Origin of the sequence: Microbacterium sp. K36, assembly GCF_004794355.1 — a bacterium.
GTDB lineage: Bacteria > Actinomycetota > Actinomycetes > Actinomycetales > Microbacteriaceae > Microbacterium > Microbacterium paraoxydans_D.
Genome location: NZ_SSDN01000022.1, coordinates 1 through 19,037, shown reverse-complemented (window position 1 = coordinate 19,037; position 19,037 = coordinate 1). Strand labels below are relative to the sequence as shown.

The 19,037-nt window shown below is 71.1% G+C and carries 18 protein-coding genes and 1 pseudogene; 8 read left to right on the top strand and 11 right to left on the bottom strand.

Annotated elements, in window-relative coordinates:
• Window positions 1–34 precede the first annotated feature (34 nt).
• Window positions 35–844, top strand: a complete 810-nt coding sequence (locus tag DW296_RS00895) for a M57 family metalloprotease (RefSeq protein WP_136050688.1) — start codon at window positions 35–37, stop codon at window positions 842–844.
• 81 nt (window positions 845–925) lie between these two features.
• On the opposite strand, the gene DW296_RS00890 is transcribed toward DW296_RS00895, so the two are convergent.
• From DW296_RS00890 to DW296_RS00870, 5 genes are all read right to left on the bottom strand, one after another.
• On the bottom strand, window positions 926–1,921 hold the full coding sequence (locus DW296_RS00890) for a LacI family DNA-binding transcriptional regulator (RefSeq protein ID WP_136050687.1): 996 nt from the start codon (window positions 1,919–1,921) through the stop codon (window positions 926–928).
• 127 nt (window positions 1,922–2,048) lie between these two features.
• Window positions 2,049–3,479 (bottom strand): GH1 family beta-glucosidase, encoded by a 1,431-nt coding sequence (locus DW296_RS00885; RefSeq protein WP_205807766.1) that lies wholly within the window; start codon window positions 3,477–3,479, stop codon window positions 2,049–2,051.
• A gap of 5 nt (window positions 3,480–3,484) precedes the next feature.
• Window positions 3,485–4,375 carry a carbohydrate ABC transporter permease gene (locus DW296_RS00880; RefSeq protein WP_025103981.1) on the bottom strand — a complete coding sequence of 297 codons (891 nt, stop codon included), beginning with the start codon at window positions 4,373–4,375 and terminating at the stop codon, window positions 3,485–3,487.
• Window positions 4,372–5,412, bottom strand: a complete 1,041-nt coding sequence (locus DW296_RS00875; protein WP_136050685.1) for a carbohydrate ABC transporter permease — start codon at window positions 5,410–5,412, stop codon at window positions 4,372–4,374. The genes DW296_RS00880 and DW296_RS00875 overlap by 4 nt, the downstream gene beginning before the upstream one ends.
• A 115-nt stretch (window positions 5,413–5,527) precedes the next feature.
• The gene (locus DW296_RS00870; protein WP_136050684.1) at window positions 5,528–6,844 is read right to left on the bottom strand and encodes an ABC transporter substrate-binding protein; all 1,317 of its coding nucleotides are present in this window, start codon (window positions 6,842–6,844) and stop codon (window positions 5,528–5,530) included.
• Between the two features lie 153 nt (window positions 6,845–6,997).
• Here DW296_RS00870 and DW296_RS00865 point away from each other — a divergent pair, with 153 nt between their 5' ends.
• The 3 genes from DW296_RS00865 to purQ all read left to right on the top strand — a co-directional run bounded on the left by DW296_RS00865 (window position 6,998) and on the right by purQ (window position 8,637).
• Window positions 6,998–7,528, top strand: a complete 531-nt coding sequence (locus DW296_RS00865) for an adenine phosphoribosyltransferase (protein ID WP_136050683.1) — start codon at window positions 6,998–7,000, stop codon at window positions 7,526–7,528.
• 156 nt (window positions 7,529–7,684) lie between these two features.
• Window positions 7,685–7,933: a phosphoribosylformylglycinamidine synthase subunit PurS gene (gene purS, locus DW296_RS00860; RefSeq protein WP_025103985.1), complete on the top strand. Its 249-nt coding sequence runs from the start codon at window positions 7,685–7,687 to the stop codon at window positions 7,931–7,933.
• The gene (purQ, locus tag DW296_RS00855; RefSeq protein WP_136050682.1) at window positions 7,930–8,637 is read left to right on the top strand and encodes a phosphoribosylformylglycinamidine synthase subunit PurQ; all 708 of its coding nucleotides are present in this window, start codon (window positions 7,930–7,932) and stop codon (window positions 8,635–8,637) included. Before purS ends, purQ begins: the two co-directional genes overlap by 4 nt.
• A gap of 98 nt (window positions 8,638–8,735) precedes the next feature.
• Here purQ and DW296_RS00850 read toward each other — a convergent pair whose 3' ends face one another.
• Window positions 8,736–9,992, bottom strand: a complete 1,257-nt coding sequence (locus DW296_RS00850; protein WP_136050681.1) for a hypothetical protein — start codon at window positions 9,990–9,992, stop codon at window positions 8,736–8,738.
• A gap of 214 nt (window positions 9,993–10,206) precedes the next feature.
• On the opposite strand from DW296_RS00850, the gene DW296_RS00845 reads away from it, so the two are divergent.
• The 3 genes from DW296_RS00845 to DW296_RS00835 all read left to right on the top strand — a co-directional run bounded on the left by DW296_RS00845 (window position 10,207) and on the right by DW296_RS00835 (window position 14,022).
• A complete protein-coding gene (locus DW296_RS00845) occupies window positions 10,207–11,103 on the top strand; it encodes an SDR family oxidoreductase (RefSeq protein WP_136050680.1) in 897 nt (298 codons plus the stop codon).
• Window positions 11,104–11,284: 181 nt separating this feature from the next.
• The gene (locus tag DW296_RS00840) at window positions 11,285–12,946 is read left to right on the top strand and encodes a glycoside hydrolase family 13 protein (protein ID WP_136050679.1); all 1,662 of its coding nucleotides are present in this window, start codon (window positions 11,285–11,287) and stop codon (window positions 12,944–12,946) included.
• A gap of 68 nt (window positions 12,947–13,014) precedes the next feature.
• The gene (locus DW296_RS00835; protein WP_136050678.1) at window positions 13,015–14,022 is read left to right on the top strand and encodes a LacI family DNA-binding transcriptional regulator; all 1,008 of its coding nucleotides are present in this window, start codon (window positions 13,015–13,017) and stop codon (window positions 14,020–14,022) included.
• A 104-nt stretch (window positions 14,023–14,126) separates the two neighbouring features.
• On the opposite strand, the gene DW296_RS00830 is transcribed toward DW296_RS00835, so the two are convergent.
• Entirely contained in the window at window positions 14,127–15,761 is a 1,635-nt protein-coding gene (locus tag DW296_RS00830; RefSeq protein WP_136050677.1) for an FAD-dependent oxidoreductase, read from the bottom strand.
• Between the two features lie 254 nt (window positions 15,762–16,015).
• Here DW296_RS00830 and DW296_RS00825 point away from each other — a divergent pair, with 254 nt between their 5' ends.
• Window positions 16,016–16,282, top strand: coding sequence for a metal-sensitive transcriptional regulator (locus tag DW296_RS00825; protein WP_025103992.1), 267 nt, complete (start codon window positions 16,016–16,018; stop codon window positions 16,280–16,282).
• A gap of 99 nt (window positions 16,283–16,381) precedes the next feature.
• Here DW296_RS00825 and DW296_RS00820 read toward each other — a convergent pair whose 3' ends face one another.
• The 4 genes and pseudogenes from DW296_RS00820 to DW296_RS00805 form a co-directional block, all read right to left on the bottom strand.
• A complete protein-coding gene (locus DW296_RS00820; protein WP_136050676.1) occupies window positions 16,382–17,008 on the bottom strand; it encodes a superoxide dismutase in 627 nt (208 codons plus the stop codon).
• A 22-nt stretch (window positions 17,009–17,030) separates the two neighbouring features.
• Window positions 17,031–17,567: a flavin reductase family protein gene (locus DW296_RS00815; RefSeq protein WP_205807764.1), complete on the bottom strand. Its 537-nt coding sequence runs from the start codon at window positions 17,565–17,567 to the stop codon at window positions 17,031–17,033.
• Complete coding sequence (locus tag DW296_RS00810; protein ID WP_205807760.1) at window positions 17,564–18,913, bottom strand: FAD-dependent oxidoreductase; 1,350 nt, start codon at window positions 18,911–18,913, stop codon at window positions 17,564–17,566. Before DW296_RS00810 ends, DW296_RS00815 begins: the two co-directional genes overlap by 4 nt.
• Window positions 18,910–19,037, bottom strand: a pseudogene (locus DW296_RS00805) (ferredoxin); the annotation flags it as partial. The gene DW296_RS00810 and the pseudogene DW296_RS00805, both read right to left, overlap by 4 nt.

Here is a 19,037-nt window from a genome sequence, read left to right as displayed (position 1 = left end):
CGCGCGGCACCGCTCAGATCGAAGAGGATCTTCCATGCGATTCACCAGAAAACTCGCGCTCGCCGCCACCGCGGCGGCCGCGCTCAGCCTCAGCGCGGTCATCCCCGCCACGGCCGCGTCCCCCGACGACTCTGCGCCCTCGTACCAGGAGTTCGCCGCGTCGACCTATCGGGACGTCGACGGCGCCTACGTCGTCAACGGCGACGAGGTGATCTCGGGCAAGAAGGAGCTGCGCGCGTTCTACGACCGGCTGATCGGGCCCGAGACCCGCAACGACGGCCTCATCGTCAACACGGTCAACAACATCGACGACAAGTGGTCGGCCTCGCAGGCGGCCAACCTCACCTACTGCGTGAGCACGAAGTTCGGCAGCCGGCACGCCGACGTCGTCCGGGCCATGGAGGGCGGCGCGGCGCTCTGGGAGTCCGCGTCGTCGAAGGTCGACTTCCGCTACGTGAGCAGCGCCGACGCCAACTGCACCACGCGGAACAACGCCGTCGTCTTCTCCGTCGAGCCCGTGGCCACGACGCAGTACATCGCCCGCGCCTTCTTCCCCAGCACGCCGGCCCGGCAGCAGAACGTCCTCATCGACGACTCGATCTGGAGCGCCGGAGCGTGGACCCCGACGAACGTGCTCGGCCATGAGCTCGGCCACGTGCTCGGCTTCCGCCACGAGCACACCCGCCCGGAGGCGGGCACCTGCTTCGAGGACAACAACTGGCGTCCGCTCACGCCGTACGACTCGTCGTCGATCATGCACTACCCGCAGTGCAACGGCAGCTCGGCCGATCTGTCGATGACCAGCGTCGACCGCAGCGGCGTCGTCTCGCTCTACGGGAACTGACGCCCTCGTCGCCGCTGTGCGGCACCCTCGAGGCCCGGTCGTCCGCGATCGGGCCTCACCCGTGCCCGTGGTCGGAGCTGCTCAGGCGGACCCGCGGACGACGAGCTCCGTCGGCAGGATGGTCGTGCGTGGCGGGTCTTCCCCCGCGAGCCGGGAGAGCAGCACCTCCGTCATCGCCTCGCCCTGGGCGTACATCGGCTGGCGCATCGTCGTCAGGGGCGGATCGGTGGTGAGGGCCACCGACGAGTCGTCGAACCCCACGAGCGCGATGTCCTCGGGCACCCGCACCCCGGCACCCCGCAGCGCCGTGAGCGCTCCGCGGGCCATGAGGTCGCTGGCGACGAAGATCGCGTCGGGCCGCCCTCCCGCGAGCAGGCGGCGGGCGGCGTCGGCACCGCTCGCCTCGCTGTAGTCGCCTTCCTCCTCGGCGACGGGTGCCAGGCCGGCAGCGGTCAGCGCGGCGCGGAAACCCTGCACGCGGTCGGTCGACGACGGCATCGTGAGGGGCCCGGTGATCGTGGCGATGCGGGTGCGTCCGATGTCGACGAGGCGCTGCGTGGCCGCGCGTGCTCCGGCGACGTTGTCGACGTCGACCACGTAGTCGCCCTCGGCCCGGCGCACCGGACGGCCGCCGTAGACGACGGGCACGGCATCGGCGATCCGGTCGACGAACGCGTCGCTCGTGTGGTGCGACACAATCAGCGCGCCGTCGACGCCGCCGTTGCGCACGAAGCTCGTCATCTTGTCGCCGGGGTCGTCGCTGGCGATCAGGAGGTTCAGCAGGTAGTCGGAGCTGCGGAGGGCGCCGGTGATGCCGGCAACGATCGCCGCGAAGAACGGGTCGCCGAAGAAGCGCGTCGTGTCCTCGGGGACGATAAGGGCGATCGCGTGCGTCTGCCGGGAGGCGAGCGAGCGCGCGGCCCGGTTCGGCACGTAGTTGAGCTCGTCGATCGCGGCGCGCACGGCGGCGAGCGCTTCCGGGCTGACCGCCGTCGACCCGTTGACGACCCGCGACACGGTCGACCGGGACACGCCGGCAGCGGCCGCGACCTCCTCGATGGTCGCCCTGGGCGACATCACCGCATGCTCTCTTCCATCGCCCCATTCTCATCCACCCGGAGCCAGGCCGTGAAAATCCCCGCTTCGAGTCGCCCGATTGGTCCCATTTCGGCCGCGGATGGAGCCATTCAGGCGATTCGAAGGGTCAGAGGGAACGCGCGGCGATGATGCGGGCGTACTCGCGGCCGGAGTCCTTGACCGTCCGCTCCTGGGTGTCGTAGTCCACGCGGACGATCCCGAAACGCTTGTCGTAGCCCCAGGCCCACTCGAAGTTGTCGAACAGGGACCAGTAGAAGTAGCCGCGGACGTCCACGCCACTGTCCCTGGCGTCCAGCACGGCGTCGAGGTGCGCGCGCAGGAATGCGGTGCGGTCGGCGTCGGGCACCCGGGTCTCCCCGTCCTCCCCCACGACGGTGTCGTCGTAGGCCGCGCCGTTCTCGGTCACCGAGAGCACCACGCCCGCGGGCTCGGCGTACTCGGTCCAGAGCCGCTGCAGGAGTCGCGTGAGTCCCTCCGGCTGGACCTCCCACCCCTGGGCCGTGCGGGGCAGTCCGCGCTCGACCGAGTGGATGCCCTCGTGCGAGGGATACGGGCTCCGCGTCGCGTGCGCCGTCTCCGGGCCGCTGGACACCGCCGCGTCCTCGGGCCCCGTGCCGGACACGAGGTCGCCGTGGTAATAGTTCACGCCCTGCGTGTCGATGGGCTGGGCGATGGTGTCGAGGTCGCCCTCGTGCACCGCCGCCTCGAACCGTGCCACGGCCTCGGGGTCCACCGCGCGGATGTCCTCCACGGTGTCGGCGGGGTAGGCGCCCCGGTAGATGGGGTCGAGGAACCACCGGTTGAACTGGCCGTCCAGCCGCCGAGCCGCGTCGACATCTGCGGGGTTCTGCGGGTCGGCGGGATCGGCCACCGTGTGGTTCAGCGTGATGCCGAGGTTGAGGGAGGCGTCGCGGCCGCGGAGCTCCCGCACCGTCGCACCATGCGCGAGCAGCAGGTGGTGCGAGGCCAGCAGCCCCTCGGCGACGCTGGTGTGCCCTGGCGCGTGCTCGCCACCGGTGTAGGAGAGGAAGGACGAGCACCACGGCTCGTTGAGCGTCGTCCACACGTTCACGCGGTCGCCGAGGGCGTCGTGCATGGTGCCCGCGTACTCCAGGAAGCGCTCGACGGAGTCGCGGTTCGTCCAGCCGCCGACCTCCTGCAGGGCCTGCGGCATGTCCCAGTGGTACAGCGTGAGCCAGGGCAGGATGTCGGCCGCGAGGAGCTCGTCGACGAGGCGGCTGTAGAAGTCGACCCCCACCTGGTTGACCGCCCCGCCGTCGGGGCGCACCCGCGACCACGAGGTGGAGAAGCGGTACGTCTGGAGTCCGAGCTCCTTCATCAGCGCCACGTCCTGCGGATACCGGTGGTAGTGGTCGCACGCCACATCCCCGTCGTCGCCGCCGACCACGGCCCCCGGCACCCGGCAGAACGCGTCCCAGATGGATGCCGTCCGTCCGTCCTCGAAGGCGGCACCCTCGATCTGGTAGGCCGCGGTCGCCGCGCCGAAGAGGAAGTCCGAGGGGAAGGCACGCGTCATAGGGGTCATCCTTTCACCGCGCCCGCCATGATGCCACTGACCAGCTGCCGCCCCGCGATCACGAAGAGCACGAGGAGCGGAAGGGTCGCGAGCACCGCGCCGGTGAGCACGATCGAGTAGTCGATGTAGTAGCCGGACTGCAGCTGGCTGAGCGCCGTCTGCAGCGTCGGGTTCTGGGGGGAGAGCACGATCAGGGGCCAGAGGTAGTCGGTCCAGGCGGTCATGAACGTGAACAGTCCGAGGATCGCCATGGCGGGCCGCGCCGCGGGCACCCCGACGGTGAGGAAGGTGCGGAACTGGTTCGCGCCGTCGACCCTGGCGGCCTCGATGAGCTCGTCCGGGATCACGTCCACGAGGTACTGCCGCATGAAGAACACCCCGAAAGCCGTGACGAGGGTCGGCACGATCACCGCACCGATCGTCCCCGTCCAGCCGAGTTCGCGCATCAGCATGAACAGCGGGATGATGCCGAGCTGCGTGGGGATGGCCATGGTCGCGATCACGAACACCATGAGGCCGTCCCGCCCGCGGAAGCGGAGCTTCGCGAACGCGTAGCCGGCGAGGGTCGAGAACGTGACGACGGAGATCGTGATGATCGTCGAGATGAGGAACGAGTTGCCCAGAGCGAGCCAGAACGGGATCGCATCGAACACCTTCGCCGCGTTCGCGAGGAAGTTGCCGCCGGGGATGAGGGGCAGGGTCTCGCCGCGGGTCGCGTTCGTCCCGCTCGCGACGACGAACGACCACCACAGCGGGTAGGCGCCCCCGATGACGAAGGCCGCGAGGAGCCCGTAGGTGAGGAAGCCGGGGCGGCTGCCGAGACCGGCGCTCCCGCTCGCGGTGCCGCGCCGGCGGCGGATGCGCTCCGGCACGCTGAGGGCCTGGGTGGCGGTCATCGCGCCTCCTCCTTCCCGGTCGGGCGGATGCGGCGCCGGGCCGCGCGGTTCTTCGGGGCGTCTCCGGTGGCGATGCGCCGGGAGATCAGGAAGTTGATGAGGCCGATCGCGACGATCAGCAGGAAGAGGAGGATCGCGACGGCCGAGGCCTCGCCCAGGTTCCGACGGAAGAACGCCAGCTCCCAGAGGAACAGCACGGTCGTCTGGAACTGCCGGTCGCTGCCGCCGATGCCGCCCGCGGTGGAGACGTCGAACAGACGCGGTTCGGCGAAGATCTGCAGGCCGCCGATGGTCGCGGTGATAATGACGAAGATCAGCGTGGGACGGATGGTGGGGATCGTGATGGCGAAGAACCGCCGCACCGCCCCGGCACCGTCGAGCGCGGCCGATTCGTAGAGGTCGCGCGGCACGGCCTGCATCGCGGCGAGGAGGATGAGGGCGTTGTAGCCGGTCCAACGGAAGTTCACCATGACGGCGATCGCGATGTGCGACAGGAACGTGTCGTGCTTCCACTGCTGATCGGCGATGCCGACGAGGTTGAGGAGGTTGTTGGCCAGCCCGTCCGCCTCGTTGAAGATGCTGGAGAAGATGATCGCCACGGCCACCGGGGTGACCACGAACGGGATGAGGACGCTCATCCGCCAGAACGTCGGCGTCCGCAGTCCGCGGTCCAGCAGGTACGCGATCACCAGGGCGACGGCGAGTTGCGGGATGGCGGAGAGCAGGAAGATGCTCAGCGTGTTCCGGATGGAGTTCCAGAACATGCCGTCGCCGAGGATCGCCGCGAAGTTGCCGAAGCCGACGAACGGCCCCTCACCCTTCAGCAGATCCCACTCGTGCACCGCGACCCACACCGTGTACAGCAGCGGGAAGAGGCCGATGAGCCCGAAGAGGAGGAAGAACGGGGAGATGTAGAAGTACGGCGAGGCGCGGTGGTCGAAACGGGAGGCGCGGGTGCGCCAGGAGCGTCGCGGCGGAGCGTCCGCCGCGGCGGGGGCGGCGGCCTGCGGCTCCGCCGGCGGAGCGGTGAGGGTCATGGGCGTGTCCTTAGCCGGGCTTCGACAGGCTCAGCCACCCACTCGGGGCGCTGAGCGTCCACTCTGGGGCGCTGAGCGTCCACACTGGGGCGCTGAGCCTGTCGAAGCGAGATGATCAGCCGACGAGGTCGTTCAGGAGGCCGATCGCCTGGTCCCAGGCGCCCTGCGTGTCGGTCTCGCCGCGGTCGAGCGCGCTCAGCGCCGGCCCGAAGACGTTCTCCTGGATCACCGAGTCATCGGCGCCCTTGAACTGCGCGACGACGCCCTTGGCACGCTCCGCGAGGATGGCACCGGTCGGCGCGTCGTTGAAGAACTCGTTGGGCGTGGCCTCCTCGGCGAGGGACTCCTGCGCCGTGATGGTCGACGGGAAGTTGCCCGCGGCGGCGGACTGCTTCACCTGCTGCTCGGGCTGCGTCAGCCAGTCGGCGAGCTCGGCCGCGGCCTCCTTGTGCTCCGACGACTCCGGGATGGAGAGGAACGCGCCGCCCCAGTTGGCCGCACCACCGGGGAACACATCGGCGAAGTCCCAGCCCGTCGACGCGTCTCCGCCGCCGGCCTCGACCTGTCCCTGCACGACGCCGAGCATCCAGCCGGGGCAGACGAAGGTGGCGAAGGTGCCGTCGACGAACGACTTGCCGCCGTTCCAGTCCCATGCGGTCTGCGCCGCGGACTGGCCGCCCTCGGTCGCGGCGCCGAGGAGCTCGAAGCGCTCCTGGAGCTCGTCGTTGCCCTCGACGTTCAGCTCGCCGTCGGCGGTGTAGTAGCCCTCGTCGAGCTGGTTCACCATGGCGTTCCAGACGAAGCCGGAGTGGTCGTACCAGGCCTTGCCGGTCTTGGCCGTGTAGTCGGCGCCCACCTGGAAGTAGTTCTCCCAGTCGCCGTTCAGCAGCTCGGCGACGGACTCGCGGTCGCTGGGCAGGCCGGCCGCCTCGAACGCGGCGCCGTTGTAGCAGATGCCGCTCGGGCCGATGTCGGTGCCGTAGCCGATGACGCGGCCCTCGGCGTCGGTCGCCTGGCCGTACTTCCAGTCGACCCAGTCGTCCTTGCGGTCCTCGATGCCGTAGTCGCGCAGGTCGACGAAGGTGTCCGAGACGTCCATGATGGCGCCGAGCCAGCCCTCCTCGATCGCGACGATGTCGCTGAGGCCGGAGCCGGCGGCGATCTTGGTGAAGGCGTCGGTGCGGGCGTTGCCGCCGGTGTCGATGTTGGTCGCCTCGATCGTCACGTTCGGGTGCGCCTTCTCGTACTCCTTGTAGAGGTCGTCGTAGCCGAAGGTGCCGAAGGTGGTCACGGTCAGTGTGACCTTCTCGTCGGCGCTGCCGCCGGTGTCGCCGTCGCCGCCGGTGCTGCCGGAGCAGCCGGCGAGGGCGAGAGCGGAGACGGATGCCACGGCGGCTGTCGTCAGGATCCGGGTGCGGGCACGTGAGTTCACGGTTCACTCCTTTGTGGGTTCGTGCGGGTGGTGGTGCGTGGGGGAATGTGGGAGCGCTCCCACAAGGTTGTCGTGAACTCTATGGGAGCGCTCCCACGATGTCAAGAGCACCGCCTGCAGGTCCCTCCCGCGCAACCGGCGTACCCTTGTCCGGTGCCCGAAGCCACCCTCTCCCCTGCCCTCGCCCGCGCCGAATCCCTGATCCGCAGCATCCCGGACTACCCGGAGCCCGGCATCATCTTCCGCGACATCACGCCGCTCCTCGCCGACGCCGAGGCCCTCCGCGTGACGACCGAGGCGATCATCGAGCCCTTCGCGGGGCAGTTCGACGTGGTGGCCGGCATCGAGGCGCGGGGCTTCATCCTCGCCGGGGCCGCCGCCATCGCCGCAGGGGTCGGGCTGATCCCGATCCGCAAGGCCGGCAAGCTCCCCCGCCCCGCCGCCTCCGTCGACTATGCCCTCGAGTACGGCACGGCGACCATCGAGATGCACGACGACCTGCCGGCCGGATCCCGCGTCCTCCTCATCGACGACGTGCTCGCCACCGGAGGCACCCTGGCCGCCGGTCGGCAGCTCGTGGAGCGTCTCGGCAGCCACGTCGCCGGCATCTCGGTGCTCTTCGAGATCGACGGCCTCGGCGGCCGCGAGGCGATCGGCGACCTCCACACCGTCTTCCACTCCTGACTCTTCCACTCCTGACCCGAGACCCCGGTTCCTCGCCGACACCCCGGCGTAGCGGCGCGCGCAGGACGGGGTCTGGGCGGGAGGCCGGGGTCTCGGCGGAGCATCGGCGGGCGGTAGACTGAACCCGCCCGTCCGCCCGCGACTCTTGGAGCCGTCATGCCCACCATCGTCGTCGACGTCATGCCCAAGCCCGAACTGCTCGACCCGCAGGGGAAGGCCGTCTCCGGCGCCTTCGCCCGCCTGGGCGTCGAGGGCTTCACCGACGTCCGCATCGGCAAGCGCTTCGAGCTCACCGTCGAGGGCGAGGTCACCGACGAGGTCCTCGCCGAGGCCCGCCGCATCGCCGACGAGGTGCTCTCGAACGCCGTGATCGAGGACGTCGTGGGCGTCGAGGTGGCGGAGTGACCGTCCGCATCGGCGTCGTCACCTTCCCCGGCTCGCTGGACGACGTCGACGCGCAGCGCGCCGTCCGCATCGCCGGAGCCGAGCCGGTCGCCCTGTGGCACGGCTCGCACGACCTCGAGGGCGTCGACGCCCTCGTCCTCCCCGGCGGGTTCAGCTACGGCGACTACCTCCGCGCCGGAGCCATCGCCGCCCTCTCGCCCATCATGAGCGAGGTCAAGGACGCCGCCGCGAAGGGCATGCCCGTCCTCGGCATCTGCAACGGCTTCCAGATGCTCGTCGAGGCGCACCTGCTGCCCGGCGGACTGATCCGCAACAACCACCAGCACTTCGTGCGCCGCGACCAGAAGCTCACGGTCGAGAACTCCGACACCGCCTGGACCAACGCCTTCCGCACCGGCCAGGAGATCGTGATCCCGCTGAAGAACGCGGACGGCGGCTACATCGCTGACGAGCAGACGCTCGACCGCATCGAGGGCGAGGGTCTCGTGGCGTTCCGCTACGCCGGCGTGAACCCGAACGGCTCGCTGCGCGACATCGCGGGGCTGACGAACGAGGCGGGCAACGTCGTGGGGCTCATGCCGCACCCCGAGCACGCCACGGAGCCCGGTTTCGGTCCGGACACCGCCATCGCGATGCGCAGCGGCGTGGACGGCCTCGACTTCTTCACGAGCGCGATCGCCGCCGTGGCCCGCGTCGCCGCCTGACACCTCCGTCGACCCACCCCTCTGCGTGCGTCCCACCCCGTTGCGGGCGCGCGGAAGGGGCCGGGGCGACCGCAAGGGGCCGGGTCGACAGGTGAGGGTCAGGGGAGACGGAACGGGTTGTCGCCCACGGCCGCGAGCAGGTACCAGGCCGTCGTGCCGGTGTGCAGGCTCGCGTAGTAGAGGTCGCCGAAGCCGGAGTCGAGTCCGTCGGTCGAGGTCGCCACGATCCCCTTGCCGTCGCCGTTGGGTGCGTCCCGCTGCACCAGGCGGATGTCGGCCAGCAGCTCCTCCGCACGAGCCTGGTCGCCGGCGGCCGCACGCTCCTGCAGCGCGAGCGCGAGGTGCCCGCTGCCCTCGAACCAGACCTTGGACACGTCCACGTCGCTGATCGACGGGCCCCGGTACGGGCCGTCCTGGGCGACGAGGTGCGCGAGCGTCCAGTCGACGGCCGAGCCGTATCGGGCATCTCCAGTGCCGAGCAGGCTCCACGTCTGCGCGTCGAGCGGAATGGGACGGGTGTTGATCGTGCTGCCGTCGAGCAGGGTCCCGGTGTCCACGTGCCCGTCGGCGCTCTGCATCGCCGCGACGAATCCGGCGGCCACCGCCGCGCGCTCCGCCCACACCCCGTCGCCCGTGAGCTGGGCGAGCTGCGTGAAGAACCCGGCGATGTCGCTGTTGTGCTCGGTGGACTTCCACTCCAGCGGCACCCCGGCATCGGTCTGCCCGCCGGTGTAGCCGTAGGGCGCCCGCGTCATGTCGGCGGTGTTGTCCTGGATCCACTCCGCGATGCGCACCGCGCCGTCGAGGTAGGCCGTCTCGCCGGTGGCGTGGAAGAGCCGGGCAAGTGCCATGCCCACCCAGGCCTGGTTCCCGGTGAAGGTGCCGGGTCCGGTGATCTCCATGCGCCCCTGCCGGATGCCGTGCGGCTCGTATGACGTGCGGACGCGGCCATCGCCGACGGGGTCGTTCTCCTGCACGAAGAGGAGGGTATCGGCGACGGCCCGCGCGCGGCGCAGGTCTTCCGGCAGACCGCGGGCCGTGTAGGCGATCACGACGAGGGCGTCGTCGTACACGAAGGAGGGGGTGAAGTCCCACGACGGCGTGGTGAAGAACCCGCCCTGGTAGCTGCGCGGCAGGCAGCGGCCCTCGCCGTCGCAGAACTCGTCGACGCGGGCGTCCAGGAACTCGTACGCGAGCGCCACCGAGGCGGCGGGGTCGTTCACCGGGTCCGCCGGGGGCTGCGAACGGGCGCCGAACGCGTCCGACACGGCAGGGGCGGCGCCGGCGAGCACGGCACCGACGACGAGTGCGGCGACGACCGCCCAGGGCGCGGATCGGCGGGCGGAAGCGGACATCACGACCTCTCGACGGCAGGGCCCCCGGGGGACATGCCGCGAGCGACACGGGGGGATGCTCGCAACCCTGTCATGACAAGAGGCGCCGGGGGAAGTGTCTTTCGGCCACATGCGCGTGTACCAAAGCGACCGGATGCGTGCAAGGCGTTTGCCGGACCCGGAGGGCGACGCGCACGATGGTCCTCCCGTCCCCGACCTCCCGGAAAGGACACCCATGTCCCGCGACCAGTACACCTTCACCAACCCGGTCGAGCTCTACGCCGACATCCAGCCGCAGAAGCAGCACATGCGCGAGCCCGGCCTCGACGCCGACCTCACCCCGAAGGCCGACCTCGGCGAGGAGTCGTACCGCGGCACGGGACGGCTGACCGGCCGCAAGGCGCTCATCACCGGCGGCGACTCGGGCATCGGCGCGGCCACCGCGATCGCGTTCGCGCGCGAAGGCGCCGACGTCGCGATCTCCTACCTCCCGGAAGAGGAGGAGGACGCGAGCCGCATCGCCGGCATCCTCCGCGAGGCGGGCGCCACCGTCGCCACGATCCCCGGCGACCTGCGCGACCCGGAGTACTGCCGCACCCTGGTGGCCGAGGCCGTCGCGGCGCTCGGCGGACTCGACATCCTCGTCAACAACGGCGGCAAGCAGGTCTTCCAGGAGTCCCTCGCCGATGTGACGGACGAGCAGTTCGACGACACCTTCAAGACCAACGTGTACGCGATGTTCTGGATCACGAAGGCCGCCCTCCCGCACCTCCCCGCCGGCTCGACGATCATCAACACGACCTCGATCCAGGCCTACTCGCCGTCGGACATCCTCGTCGACTACGCCTCGACGAAGTCGACCATCAACGCGTTCACGAAGGGCCTCGCCCAGCAGCTGGCGCCGAAGGGCATCCGCGTGAACGCCGTGGCTCCGGGCCCGATCTGGACCCCGCTGCAGCCGAGCGACGGGCAGCCACAGGAGAAGATCGCGCAGTTCGGCCAGGACACTCCGCTCGGCCGGATGGGTCAGCCCGCCGAGCTCGCTCCCGCCTACGTCTTCCTCGCCTCCCCGGAGTCGAGCTACGTGCTCGGCGAGACCCTGAACGTCAACGGCGGCATGCCCACTCCCTGACCCTCATCCCCTCATCCCCTGTCGACCCACCCCCTTCCGTTCCTTCCGGCCCCTTCCGGCCGTCCGCAAGGGGGTGGGCCGGACGGAAAGGGGTGGGTCGGCGGGAGGGGCGAGAGAGGGCGCCGAACCGTTTCGATACCTGTGGTGGCGGGACTGTAAGCGTTTGCAGTAGCCTGATCGCATGGCACAGCTCGAACAGATCGCAGCCCCCGGTTCCGAGTGGTGGCGCAGCGCCGTCATCTACCAGATCTACCCCCGCTCCTTCGCGGACGCCTCGGGCGACGGCATCGGCGACCTGCCGGGCATCACGAGTCGCCTCGACGCGCTGCAGGAGCTCGGCGTCGACGCGATCTGGCTCAGCCCCTTCATGACGAGCCCGCAGCGCGACGCCGGCTACGACGTGGCCGACTACCGCGACGTCGACCCGCTGTTCGGCACGCTGGCCGACTTCGACGAGATGCTCGAGGCCGCGCACGCCCGCGGCATCCGCGTGATCGTCGACCTCGTCCCCAACCACTCGTCCGACCAGCACCCCTGGTTCCAAGAGGCGCTCAAGGCCGCCCCGGGCAGCCCGGAGCGCGCGCGCTACATCTTCCGCGACGGCCGTGGCGAGAACGGCGAACTGCCCCCGAACAACTGGGAGTCGGTGTTCGGCGGCGGCATGTGGCAGCGCGTCACCGAGGCCGACGGCACCCCCGGCCAGTGGTACCTGCACATCTTCGACGCGACGCAGCCGGACTTCGACTGGAACAACGAGGAGGTGCAGGAGGAGTTCCGCTCGATCCTGCGCTTCTGGCTCGACCGCGGCGTCGACGGTTTCCGCGTCGACGTGGCCCACGGCATGATCAAGACCGAGGGCCTACCCGACTACACGCCGCCGACGGACGCCGACTCCATGGGCGGCGGCGAGTCGAACGTGCCGTACTGGGGTCAGGACGGCGTGCACGAGATCTACCGGGACTGGCACAAGGTGCTCGCCGAGTACGACGGCGACCGCGCCCTGTGCGGCGAGGCCTGGATGCCGACGCTGAAGGAGACCGCGCTCTGGGTGCGTCCGGACGAGATGCACCAGACCTTCAACTTCCCGTACCTGATGACGGCGTGGGACGCGAAGGCACTCGGCGACGTGATCCGCGAGTCGCTGGACGCGTTCGGCGCGGTCGGCGCCCCGAGCACCTGGGTGCTGTCCAACCACGACGTCGTCCGGCACGCCACGCGCCTCGCCCTCACGATCGACAACCCCCAGGGCGAGGGCATCGGCCCGAACACTCCGGACAAGCCCGACACCGCCATCGGCCTCGCCCGCGCCCGCGCGGCCACCACGCTGATGCTCGCGCTCCCCGGCTCGGCCTACCTGTACCAGGGCGAGGAGCTCGGGCTGCCCGAGGCCATGGAGATCCCGGACGAGTACCGCCAGGACCCGACGTGGTTCCGCACGAACGGCGAGCGCTACGGCCGCGACGGCTGCCGCGTGCCGCTGCCGTGGGAGGCGGAGGCTCCGGCCTTCGGCTTCAACGACACCGGCCTCTCGTGGCTCCCGCAGCCCGCGGACTGGGCGGCCTACGCCCGGGATGTCGAAGAGGTCGACCCGGCGTCGACCCTCGCCCTGTACAAGCGTCTGCTCGCCGGGCGCCGCGAGTTCGGATTCGGCACCGGATCGCTGGTGTGGGAGGACGCCGGTCCCGACGCCGTCGCCTTCCGCCGCGGCGAGGTGCACGTGCTGGCGAACCTCGGCACGGCCCCGCTCGACCTCCCGGAGGGCGCGGTCGTCCTGCTCCGCAGCCAGCCGTTCGACGGCCCCGAGGTCCCCGTCGACACCGCCGTCTGGTACACCACGGCCTGACACCCGTGCGCCCGTGGCGCGCTCCTCCCGGGGCGTGTCGCGGGCGTCTCCGATCCGAAGGACAGACGATGGCGAGCATCGACGAGGTGGCCCGGCTCGCCGGCGTCTCCACCGCGACGGTCTCCCGCGCGCTGAGCGGCCGCGGGCACGTGTCCGAGTCGGCCAGGGAGCGCGTGCAGGCGGCGGCCGCCTCCCTCGGGTACGTCGTGTCCTCCCGCGCCTCGAGTCTCGCGTCGGGGCGCACGCGCAACATCGGGGTCGTCGTGCCGTTCCTCGACCGCTGGTTCTTCAGCACGGTGCTGTCCGGGGTGTCCGCCGCGCTCATGCGGGCGGGCTACGACATCACGCTCTACAACATCACCGCCGACAAGGACGTGCGCCGCCACGTCTTCGACACGTTCCTGCGCCGCCAGCGCGTGGACGCCGTGATCGCCGTGTCCATCGAGCTGGACGAGGACGAGACCCAGCAGCTCCTCGACCTCGGGCTCCCCGTGATCGCGATCGGGGGCCCGAACCCGAAGCTCGACACCCTCACGGTCGACGACGTCGCCGTGGCCCAGCTCGCGACGGAGCACCTGCTCGGGCTCGGACACACGGAGATCGCCCACATCGGCGCGAACCCCGAGTTCGACATCGACTTCCACATCCCCACCAACCGTCGGCTCGGCTTCGAGAGGGCGCTGGCGAAGGCCGACGTCCCCCTGAACCCCGCGTTCCTGGAGCCCGCCGACTTCACGGTCGAGGGTGGCTACCGCGCCGCGAAACAGCTCCTCGGGCGTCCGGGGCCGCGTCCCACCGCGGTATTCGCCGCCTCGGACGAGATGGCGATCGGGGCGCTCCTCGCCGCCCGCGACCTCGGCTTCGCGGTGCCGGGCGACCTGTCCATCGTGGGCATCGACGGTCATGAGCTCGGCGAGTTCTTCCGCCTCACCACGGTCGACCAGTTCCCGCTCGGGCAGGGCGAGCGCGCGGCCGACGCAGTCCTCGCGAAGCTCACCGACCCCGACGCCGTACGGCCGCCCGCCGCCCTGCCGTACGAGCTCAACGTCCGCGGCACGACCGCCCGGATCGTCTGAGCCGGGCGGCGTTCACAACTCAGGAGTACGGCGCGCGGAGACCGCGGTTCCGGCCCTGGCGGGCGCAGGTGCGCCGGCTCTCCTGAGTTGTGAACGCGTCGAGCTCAGCACTCTGCGGTCGCGTCCCGCCAGGTCCGGTACCCGCCGTCGAGATTGCGCACCTCGCGCCCGTGCTGCCGCAGCAGCCGGGTGGCGATGTGACCGCGCAGGCCGACCTGGCAGTGCACCACGAGAGGGCCGTCCGGCAGTTCGTCGAGGCGGTCGCGCAGGTCGTCGAGCGGGATGTTCCGCGCGCCGGGGATGGCGCCGTTCGCATGCTCGGCCGCGGAGCGCACGTCGATGAGGGCGGCTCCCGCCTGCAGGGCGTCGTCGAGCTCGTCCCACTGGAGGGTCGGCGTGGTGCCGCTGCGGGTGTTCTCGGCCACATAGCCGAGGATGTTCACGGCATCCTTCGCGGAGCCGAACTGCGGGGCGTACGCGAGCTCGAGGTGCGCGAGCCCGGCGGCGGTGATGCCGGCCTGCAGCGCCGTCGCGATGACGTCGATCCGCTTGTCCACGCCGTCACGACCCACGACCTGCGCCCCGAGGATGCGGTCGGTGGCCGGGTCGGCGAGGAGCTTCATCGACAGGGTCTGCGCGCCCGGGTAGTAGCCGGCGTGCGACGCCGGATGCACGTGCACGGCGAAGAACTCGCGGCCCGCGGCACGGAGCTGCTTCTCGCTCCATCCGGTCTTCGCGGCGGCCAGGCCGAACACCTGCACGATGCCGGTGCCGAGGGCGGGGTGCGCCGACGCCTCCCGACCCGCGATGACGTCGGCCACCATGCGGCCGTGGCGGTTGGCGAGACCGGCCATGGTCACCAGCGCCGTACCGCCGCCGATGAGGTCGGCCTTCTCGACGCCGTCGCCGACCGCGAAGACGTCGGGCGCACTGGTGCGGCAGACCTCGTCGACGGCGATCCCGCCGGTCTCGCCGAGACCGATCCCCGCAGCGCGGGCGAGTCCGGCCTCAGGCACGACCCCGGAGGCATCGACGAGCAACTCCGCGGGGAGGGTGGCGCCGTCGCTCAGGGTCACGGAATCCGCGGCCGTGGCCACGACCTCGACGCCGAGCCGCACGTCGACTCCGCGGCGCCGGACCTCGGCGGCCAGAGGGGCGGCCATCTCCGGATCCAGCGGGGCGAGCAGCTGGGCACCGCGTTGCACCAGGGTGACCGCGGCGCCCCGGGCGACGAGGTTCTCCACGGCTTCGAGCCCCGTGTACCCGCCGCCCACGACGACGACCGGCAGTCCGGGGCGCAGGGCCGCGTCGATCGCATCGGCGTCGGCCACGGTCCGCAGGCTCCGCGTCGGGAGGGCTCCGGTGGCCTCGTCGCCGCGAGGCCGAGCCCCGGTGGCGAGCACGAGACGGTCGTACGGGTGCGTGCTGCGGTGGCCGCTGTCGAGATCGACGACCTCGACCGTCTTGCGCGCGGTGTCGATGCCGACGACGTCGTGACGGACGCGGACGTCCAGCCGGAAACGGCGGTGCAGCGACTCGGGGGTCTGCAGCAGGAGGGCGTCGCGCTCCTCGATCACACCGCCCACGTAGTAGGGCAGACCGCAGTTGGCGTAGGAGACCTCGGGCCCGCGCTCGAAGACGACGATGTCCGCGGACTCATCGAGCCGCCGGAGCCGGGTCGCCGCCGACATGCCGCCGGCGACGCCACCGACGATGACGACGCGGAGCGGTGCGCTCATCGGCCGAACAGCCGGGACAGGAGGCCTCCCTTGGCCTCGTCCTTCGGGTGGCCCGTGCACCAGTCCGACGCCGGCACGGTGCGGCGGACGGCGTCGACGTGCTGGCCGCAGCCCGACCAGGTGGTCTTCCCGCAAGTACGGCAACGGACTGCTCGACACATGTGTTCTCTCCTCACTCGATACCCGGGTGGGTATCCAGACACTATACCCCCGGGGGTATAGTGGAGCGTACAGCCGGCCTTCAGGGAGAGACCATGACCACCGTCGACACCGACACGCAGCGCAAGATCGCCAACCGCCTCAAGCGCGCACAGGGACAGCTCGGCGCCGTGATCGCCGCGGTCGAGAGCGGCGGCGACTGCCGGGCCGTCGTCACGCAGCTGGCCGCGGTGACCTCGGCCCTGGACAAGGCCGGGTTCCAGATCATCGCCTCCGCCATGAAGACCTGCCTGGAGGACCCCGCGCAGGACGACGCCGTCCCCCTCCCCGACCTGGAGAAGCTCTTCCTCACCCTCGCCTGAACGCGACCCGGCCCCTTGCGGCCACCCCGGCCCGTTGCGGACGATCGCAACGGGCCGGGGCGCACACAAGGGGCCGGGTCGGCGAAGGGATAGGTGGGGTCAGGGGACGAGGAGACCCGTGGTGGCGGTGCGCGCCGTCTCGAAGCGGCGCTGCACGTCGGGCCAGTTCACGAGGTTCCAGAACGCCTTGACGTAGTCCGCCCGCACGTTGAGGTAGTCGAGGTAGTAGGCGTGCTCCCACACGTCGAGCTGCAGCAGCGGGATGACGCCGAGCGGCGCGTTGCCCTGCTGGTCGAAGAGCTGGAAGATCACCGGGCGTGCACCCACCGAGTCCCAGGCGAGCACGGCCCAGCCGGACCCCTGCACGCCGAGGGCCGTCGCGGTGAAGTGCGCGCGGAAGCCGTCGATGGACCCGAACGAGTCCGCGAGCGCCGCCGAGAGCTCGCCCTCCGGTGCCCCGCCACCCTCGGGCGAGAGGTTCTGCCAGAACACGGAGTGGTTGACGTGGCCGCCGAGGTTGAACGCGAGGTCCTTCTCGAGCTTGTTCACCGCTCCGAGGTCGCCGCTGTCGCGGGCCGCCGCGAGCTGCTCCAGCGCCGTGTTCGCGCCGGTCACGTAGGCCTGGTGGTGCTTGGAGTGGTGCAGCTCCATGATCTTGCCGGAGATGTGCGGCTCCAGCGCCGAGTAGTCGTAGGGCAGCTCGGGGAGCGTGTACGGAGTGGACATGGTGGTTCCTTTCGTGACGGGGTCAGAGGGCGGTGTCGTGGGACAGGGCGTGGAATCGGCGGTCGATGTAGACGAGCGGGCGGGCGGGGCGGCCGGTGAGCACCTCGAGCACCTCGGCGATCACCACGGTCGACGAGCCGACGGGCACGGTCTGGATCGACCGGCAGCGCAGGGCCACACGGGCCTCCGCCAGGTGCGGCTCGCCGGTCGGCAGCGTCGTCCAGCCCTGCTCGGGCGTGAAGCGCTCGGAACCGCTCACCGCGAAGCTCTGGGCGAGCGCGGAGTGCTCGTCGTCGATGAGGTGCACGACGAAGGTCTCGGCGCCGAGGATGGCCCCGGCGCTGCCGGTCGCCCTGGTCACCGAGAACACGATCGCCGCCGGATCGACCGCGACCGACGACACGCTCGACGCCGTGAGGCCGACGGGGCCGTCCGGACCCTGCGCCGTGATGATGGCGACACCGGCGGGGTGGGTGCGGAACGCCGCCTTGAGCCCCTCCCCGACCGGCGTGGGCACCGGAGCGGCGGGGTGCGGTGTGGTGTTCGGGTCGGGGGTCATCGGGTGCTCTCCTCGAGAGGGATGGGGGTGGGGGTCGCGTGGGCGCGCATGGCCGCGCGGTCGACGAGCTTCATGCGCTCCCGGCCGCGGACGGCTCCGGCGCGGCGCTCGGCCTCGTCGATGCGCAACCAACCCTCCCAGTCCACCACGCCGGGGAGGTCCAGGGGCGGGTGCCGGTCGATACGGGCGGACGGCGTCGCGGCGAGGTCCTCCACGAGATGCTGCACGGTCTGCGCGGCGTCGGACTTGGTCGAGCCGATGAGCCCGATCGGCCCGCGCTTGATCCAGCCGGTCGCGTAGAGGCCCGGGACGGGCGTGCCGTCGGCATCGAGCACCCGCCCCTCCGCATTCGGCACGACGCCCCGTGCCGCGTCGAACGGCACGCCGGGCACGGGCGAGGAGAGGTAGCCGATCGCCCGGTACACGGCGCCGACCTCGTACCGCACGAGCTCGCCGGTGCCGATCATGCGGCCGAGCGGATCGGAGGCCGTGCGCTCGAACTCGATTCCCTCCACGCGGTCCGCGCCGAGGACGCGGACGGGGCGATGCCGGAAGTGCAGGTGGATGCGCCGGGAGGCCCCGGCGGACGGACGCTGCGCCCATTCCGTGAGGGTGCGCACGATGATGCGGCGCTGCGAGAACTGCTCCAGCATGCGCGAGGCATGGTCGTCGAGCTCGAGGTCGGCGGGATCGACGATCACCTCCACGTCGTGCTGCTCCCCGAGCTCGCGCAGCTCCAGGGCCGAGAAGCGCGCATCGGCGGGGCCGCGGCGGGCGAAGAGGTGCACGTCGCGGACCCGGCTCGCGGCGAGCGCGTCGAGGATGTGATCGGGAGTGTCGGTCGACTCCAGCGCCGCGGCGTGCTTCGCGAGGATGCGCGTGACGTCGAGGGCCACGTTGCCCGCCCCGAGCACGGCCACGGACTCCGCCTCCAGGCCCCAGCCCCGCGCGACGTCGGGGTGCGCGTCGTACCAGGCCACGAAATCCGCGGCGCCGAACGATCCGGGAAGCTCCGCTCCCGGCACGTCGAACACCACGTCGCGGTCGGCTCCGGTCGCGATGACGACGCCGTCGTACGCCCGGCGGAGCTCGTCGACCGTCACATCGACGCCGACCTCGACGTTGCCGAGCAGCCGGATCCCGGGCTGGAGGAGCACGTCGTGCAGCGCATCGATGATCTTGCGGATGCGCGGGTGGTCGGGGGCGACGCCGTAGCGGACGAGCCCGTACGGAGCGGGGAGCTTCTCGTACAGGTCGATGGCCGCCTCCGGCACCTGCGCCCGGAGGAGGTCGGCGGCGTAGATGCCCGCGGGGCCCGCGCCGACGATGGCGATGCGCGGGGTCACTCGTGCACCTCCTGCGGCGGGAGCGCGGCGATGAGGGGGTGGTCGTGACGGATGAGTCCGGTGCGGGCGGCGCCGCCGGGCGAGCCGATCTCGTCGAAGAACTCGACGTTGGCCTTGTAGTAGT

Bases quoted from the DNA above. Each gene is read 5' to 3' on its own strand.
- DW296_RS00840 (WP_136050679.1), top strand. From the start codon at position 11,285: ATGGCACAGCTCGAACAGATCGCAGCCCCCGGTTCCGAGTGGTGGCGC.
- DW296_RS00820 (WP_136050676.1), bottom strand. From the start codon at position 17,008: ATGTCCACTCCGTACACGCTCCCCGAGCTGCCCTACGACTACTCGGCG.
- DW296_RS00845 (WP_136050680.1), top strand. From the start codon at position 10,207: ATGTCCCGCGACCAGTACACCTTCACCAACCCGGTCGAGCTCTACGCC.
- DW296_RS00850 (WP_136050681.1), bottom strand. From the start codon at position 9,992: ATGTCCGCTTCCGCCCGCCGATCCGCGCCCTGGGCGGTCGTCGCCGCA.
- DW296_RS00815 (WP_205807764.1), bottom strand. From the start codon at position 17,567: ATGACCCCCGACCCGAACACCACACCGCACCCCGCCGCTCCGGTGCCC.
- DW296_RS00830 (WP_136050677.1), bottom strand. From the start codon at position 15,761: ATGAGCGCACCGCTCCGCGTCGTCATCGTCGGTGGCGTCGCCGGCGGC.
- DW296_RS00890 (WP_136050687.1), bottom strand. From the start codon at position 1,921: ATGTCGCCCAGGGCGACCATCGAGGAGGTCGCGGCCGCTGCCGGCGTG.
- DW296_RS00835 (WP_136050678.1), top strand. From the start codon at position 13,015: ATGGCGAGCATCGACGAGGTGGCCCGGCTCGCCGGCGTCTCCACCGCG.
- purS (WP_025103985.1), top strand. From the start codon at position 7,685: ATGCCCACCATCGTCGTCGACGTCATGCCCAAGCCCGAACTGCTCGAC.
- DW296_RS00825 (WP_025103992.1), top strand. From the start codon at position 16,016: ATGACCACCGTCGACACCGACACGCAGCGCAAGATCGCCAACCGCCTC.
- DW296_RS00880 (WP_025103981.1), bottom strand. From the start codon at position 4,375: ATGACCGCCACCCAGGCCCTCAGCGTGCCGGAGCGCATCCGCCGCCGG.
- DW296_RS00895 (WP_136050688.1), top strand. From the start codon at position 35: ATGCGATTCACCAGAAAACTCGCGCTCGCCGCCACCGCGGCGGCCGCG.
- DW296_RS00875 (WP_136050685.1), bottom strand. From the start codon at position 5,412: ATGACCCTCACCGCTCCGCCGGCGGAGCCGCAGGCCGCCGCCCCCGCC.
- DW296_RS00885 (WP_205807766.1), bottom strand. From the start codon at position 3,479: ATGACGCGTGCCTTCCCCTCGGACTTCCTCTTCGGCGCGGCGACCGCG.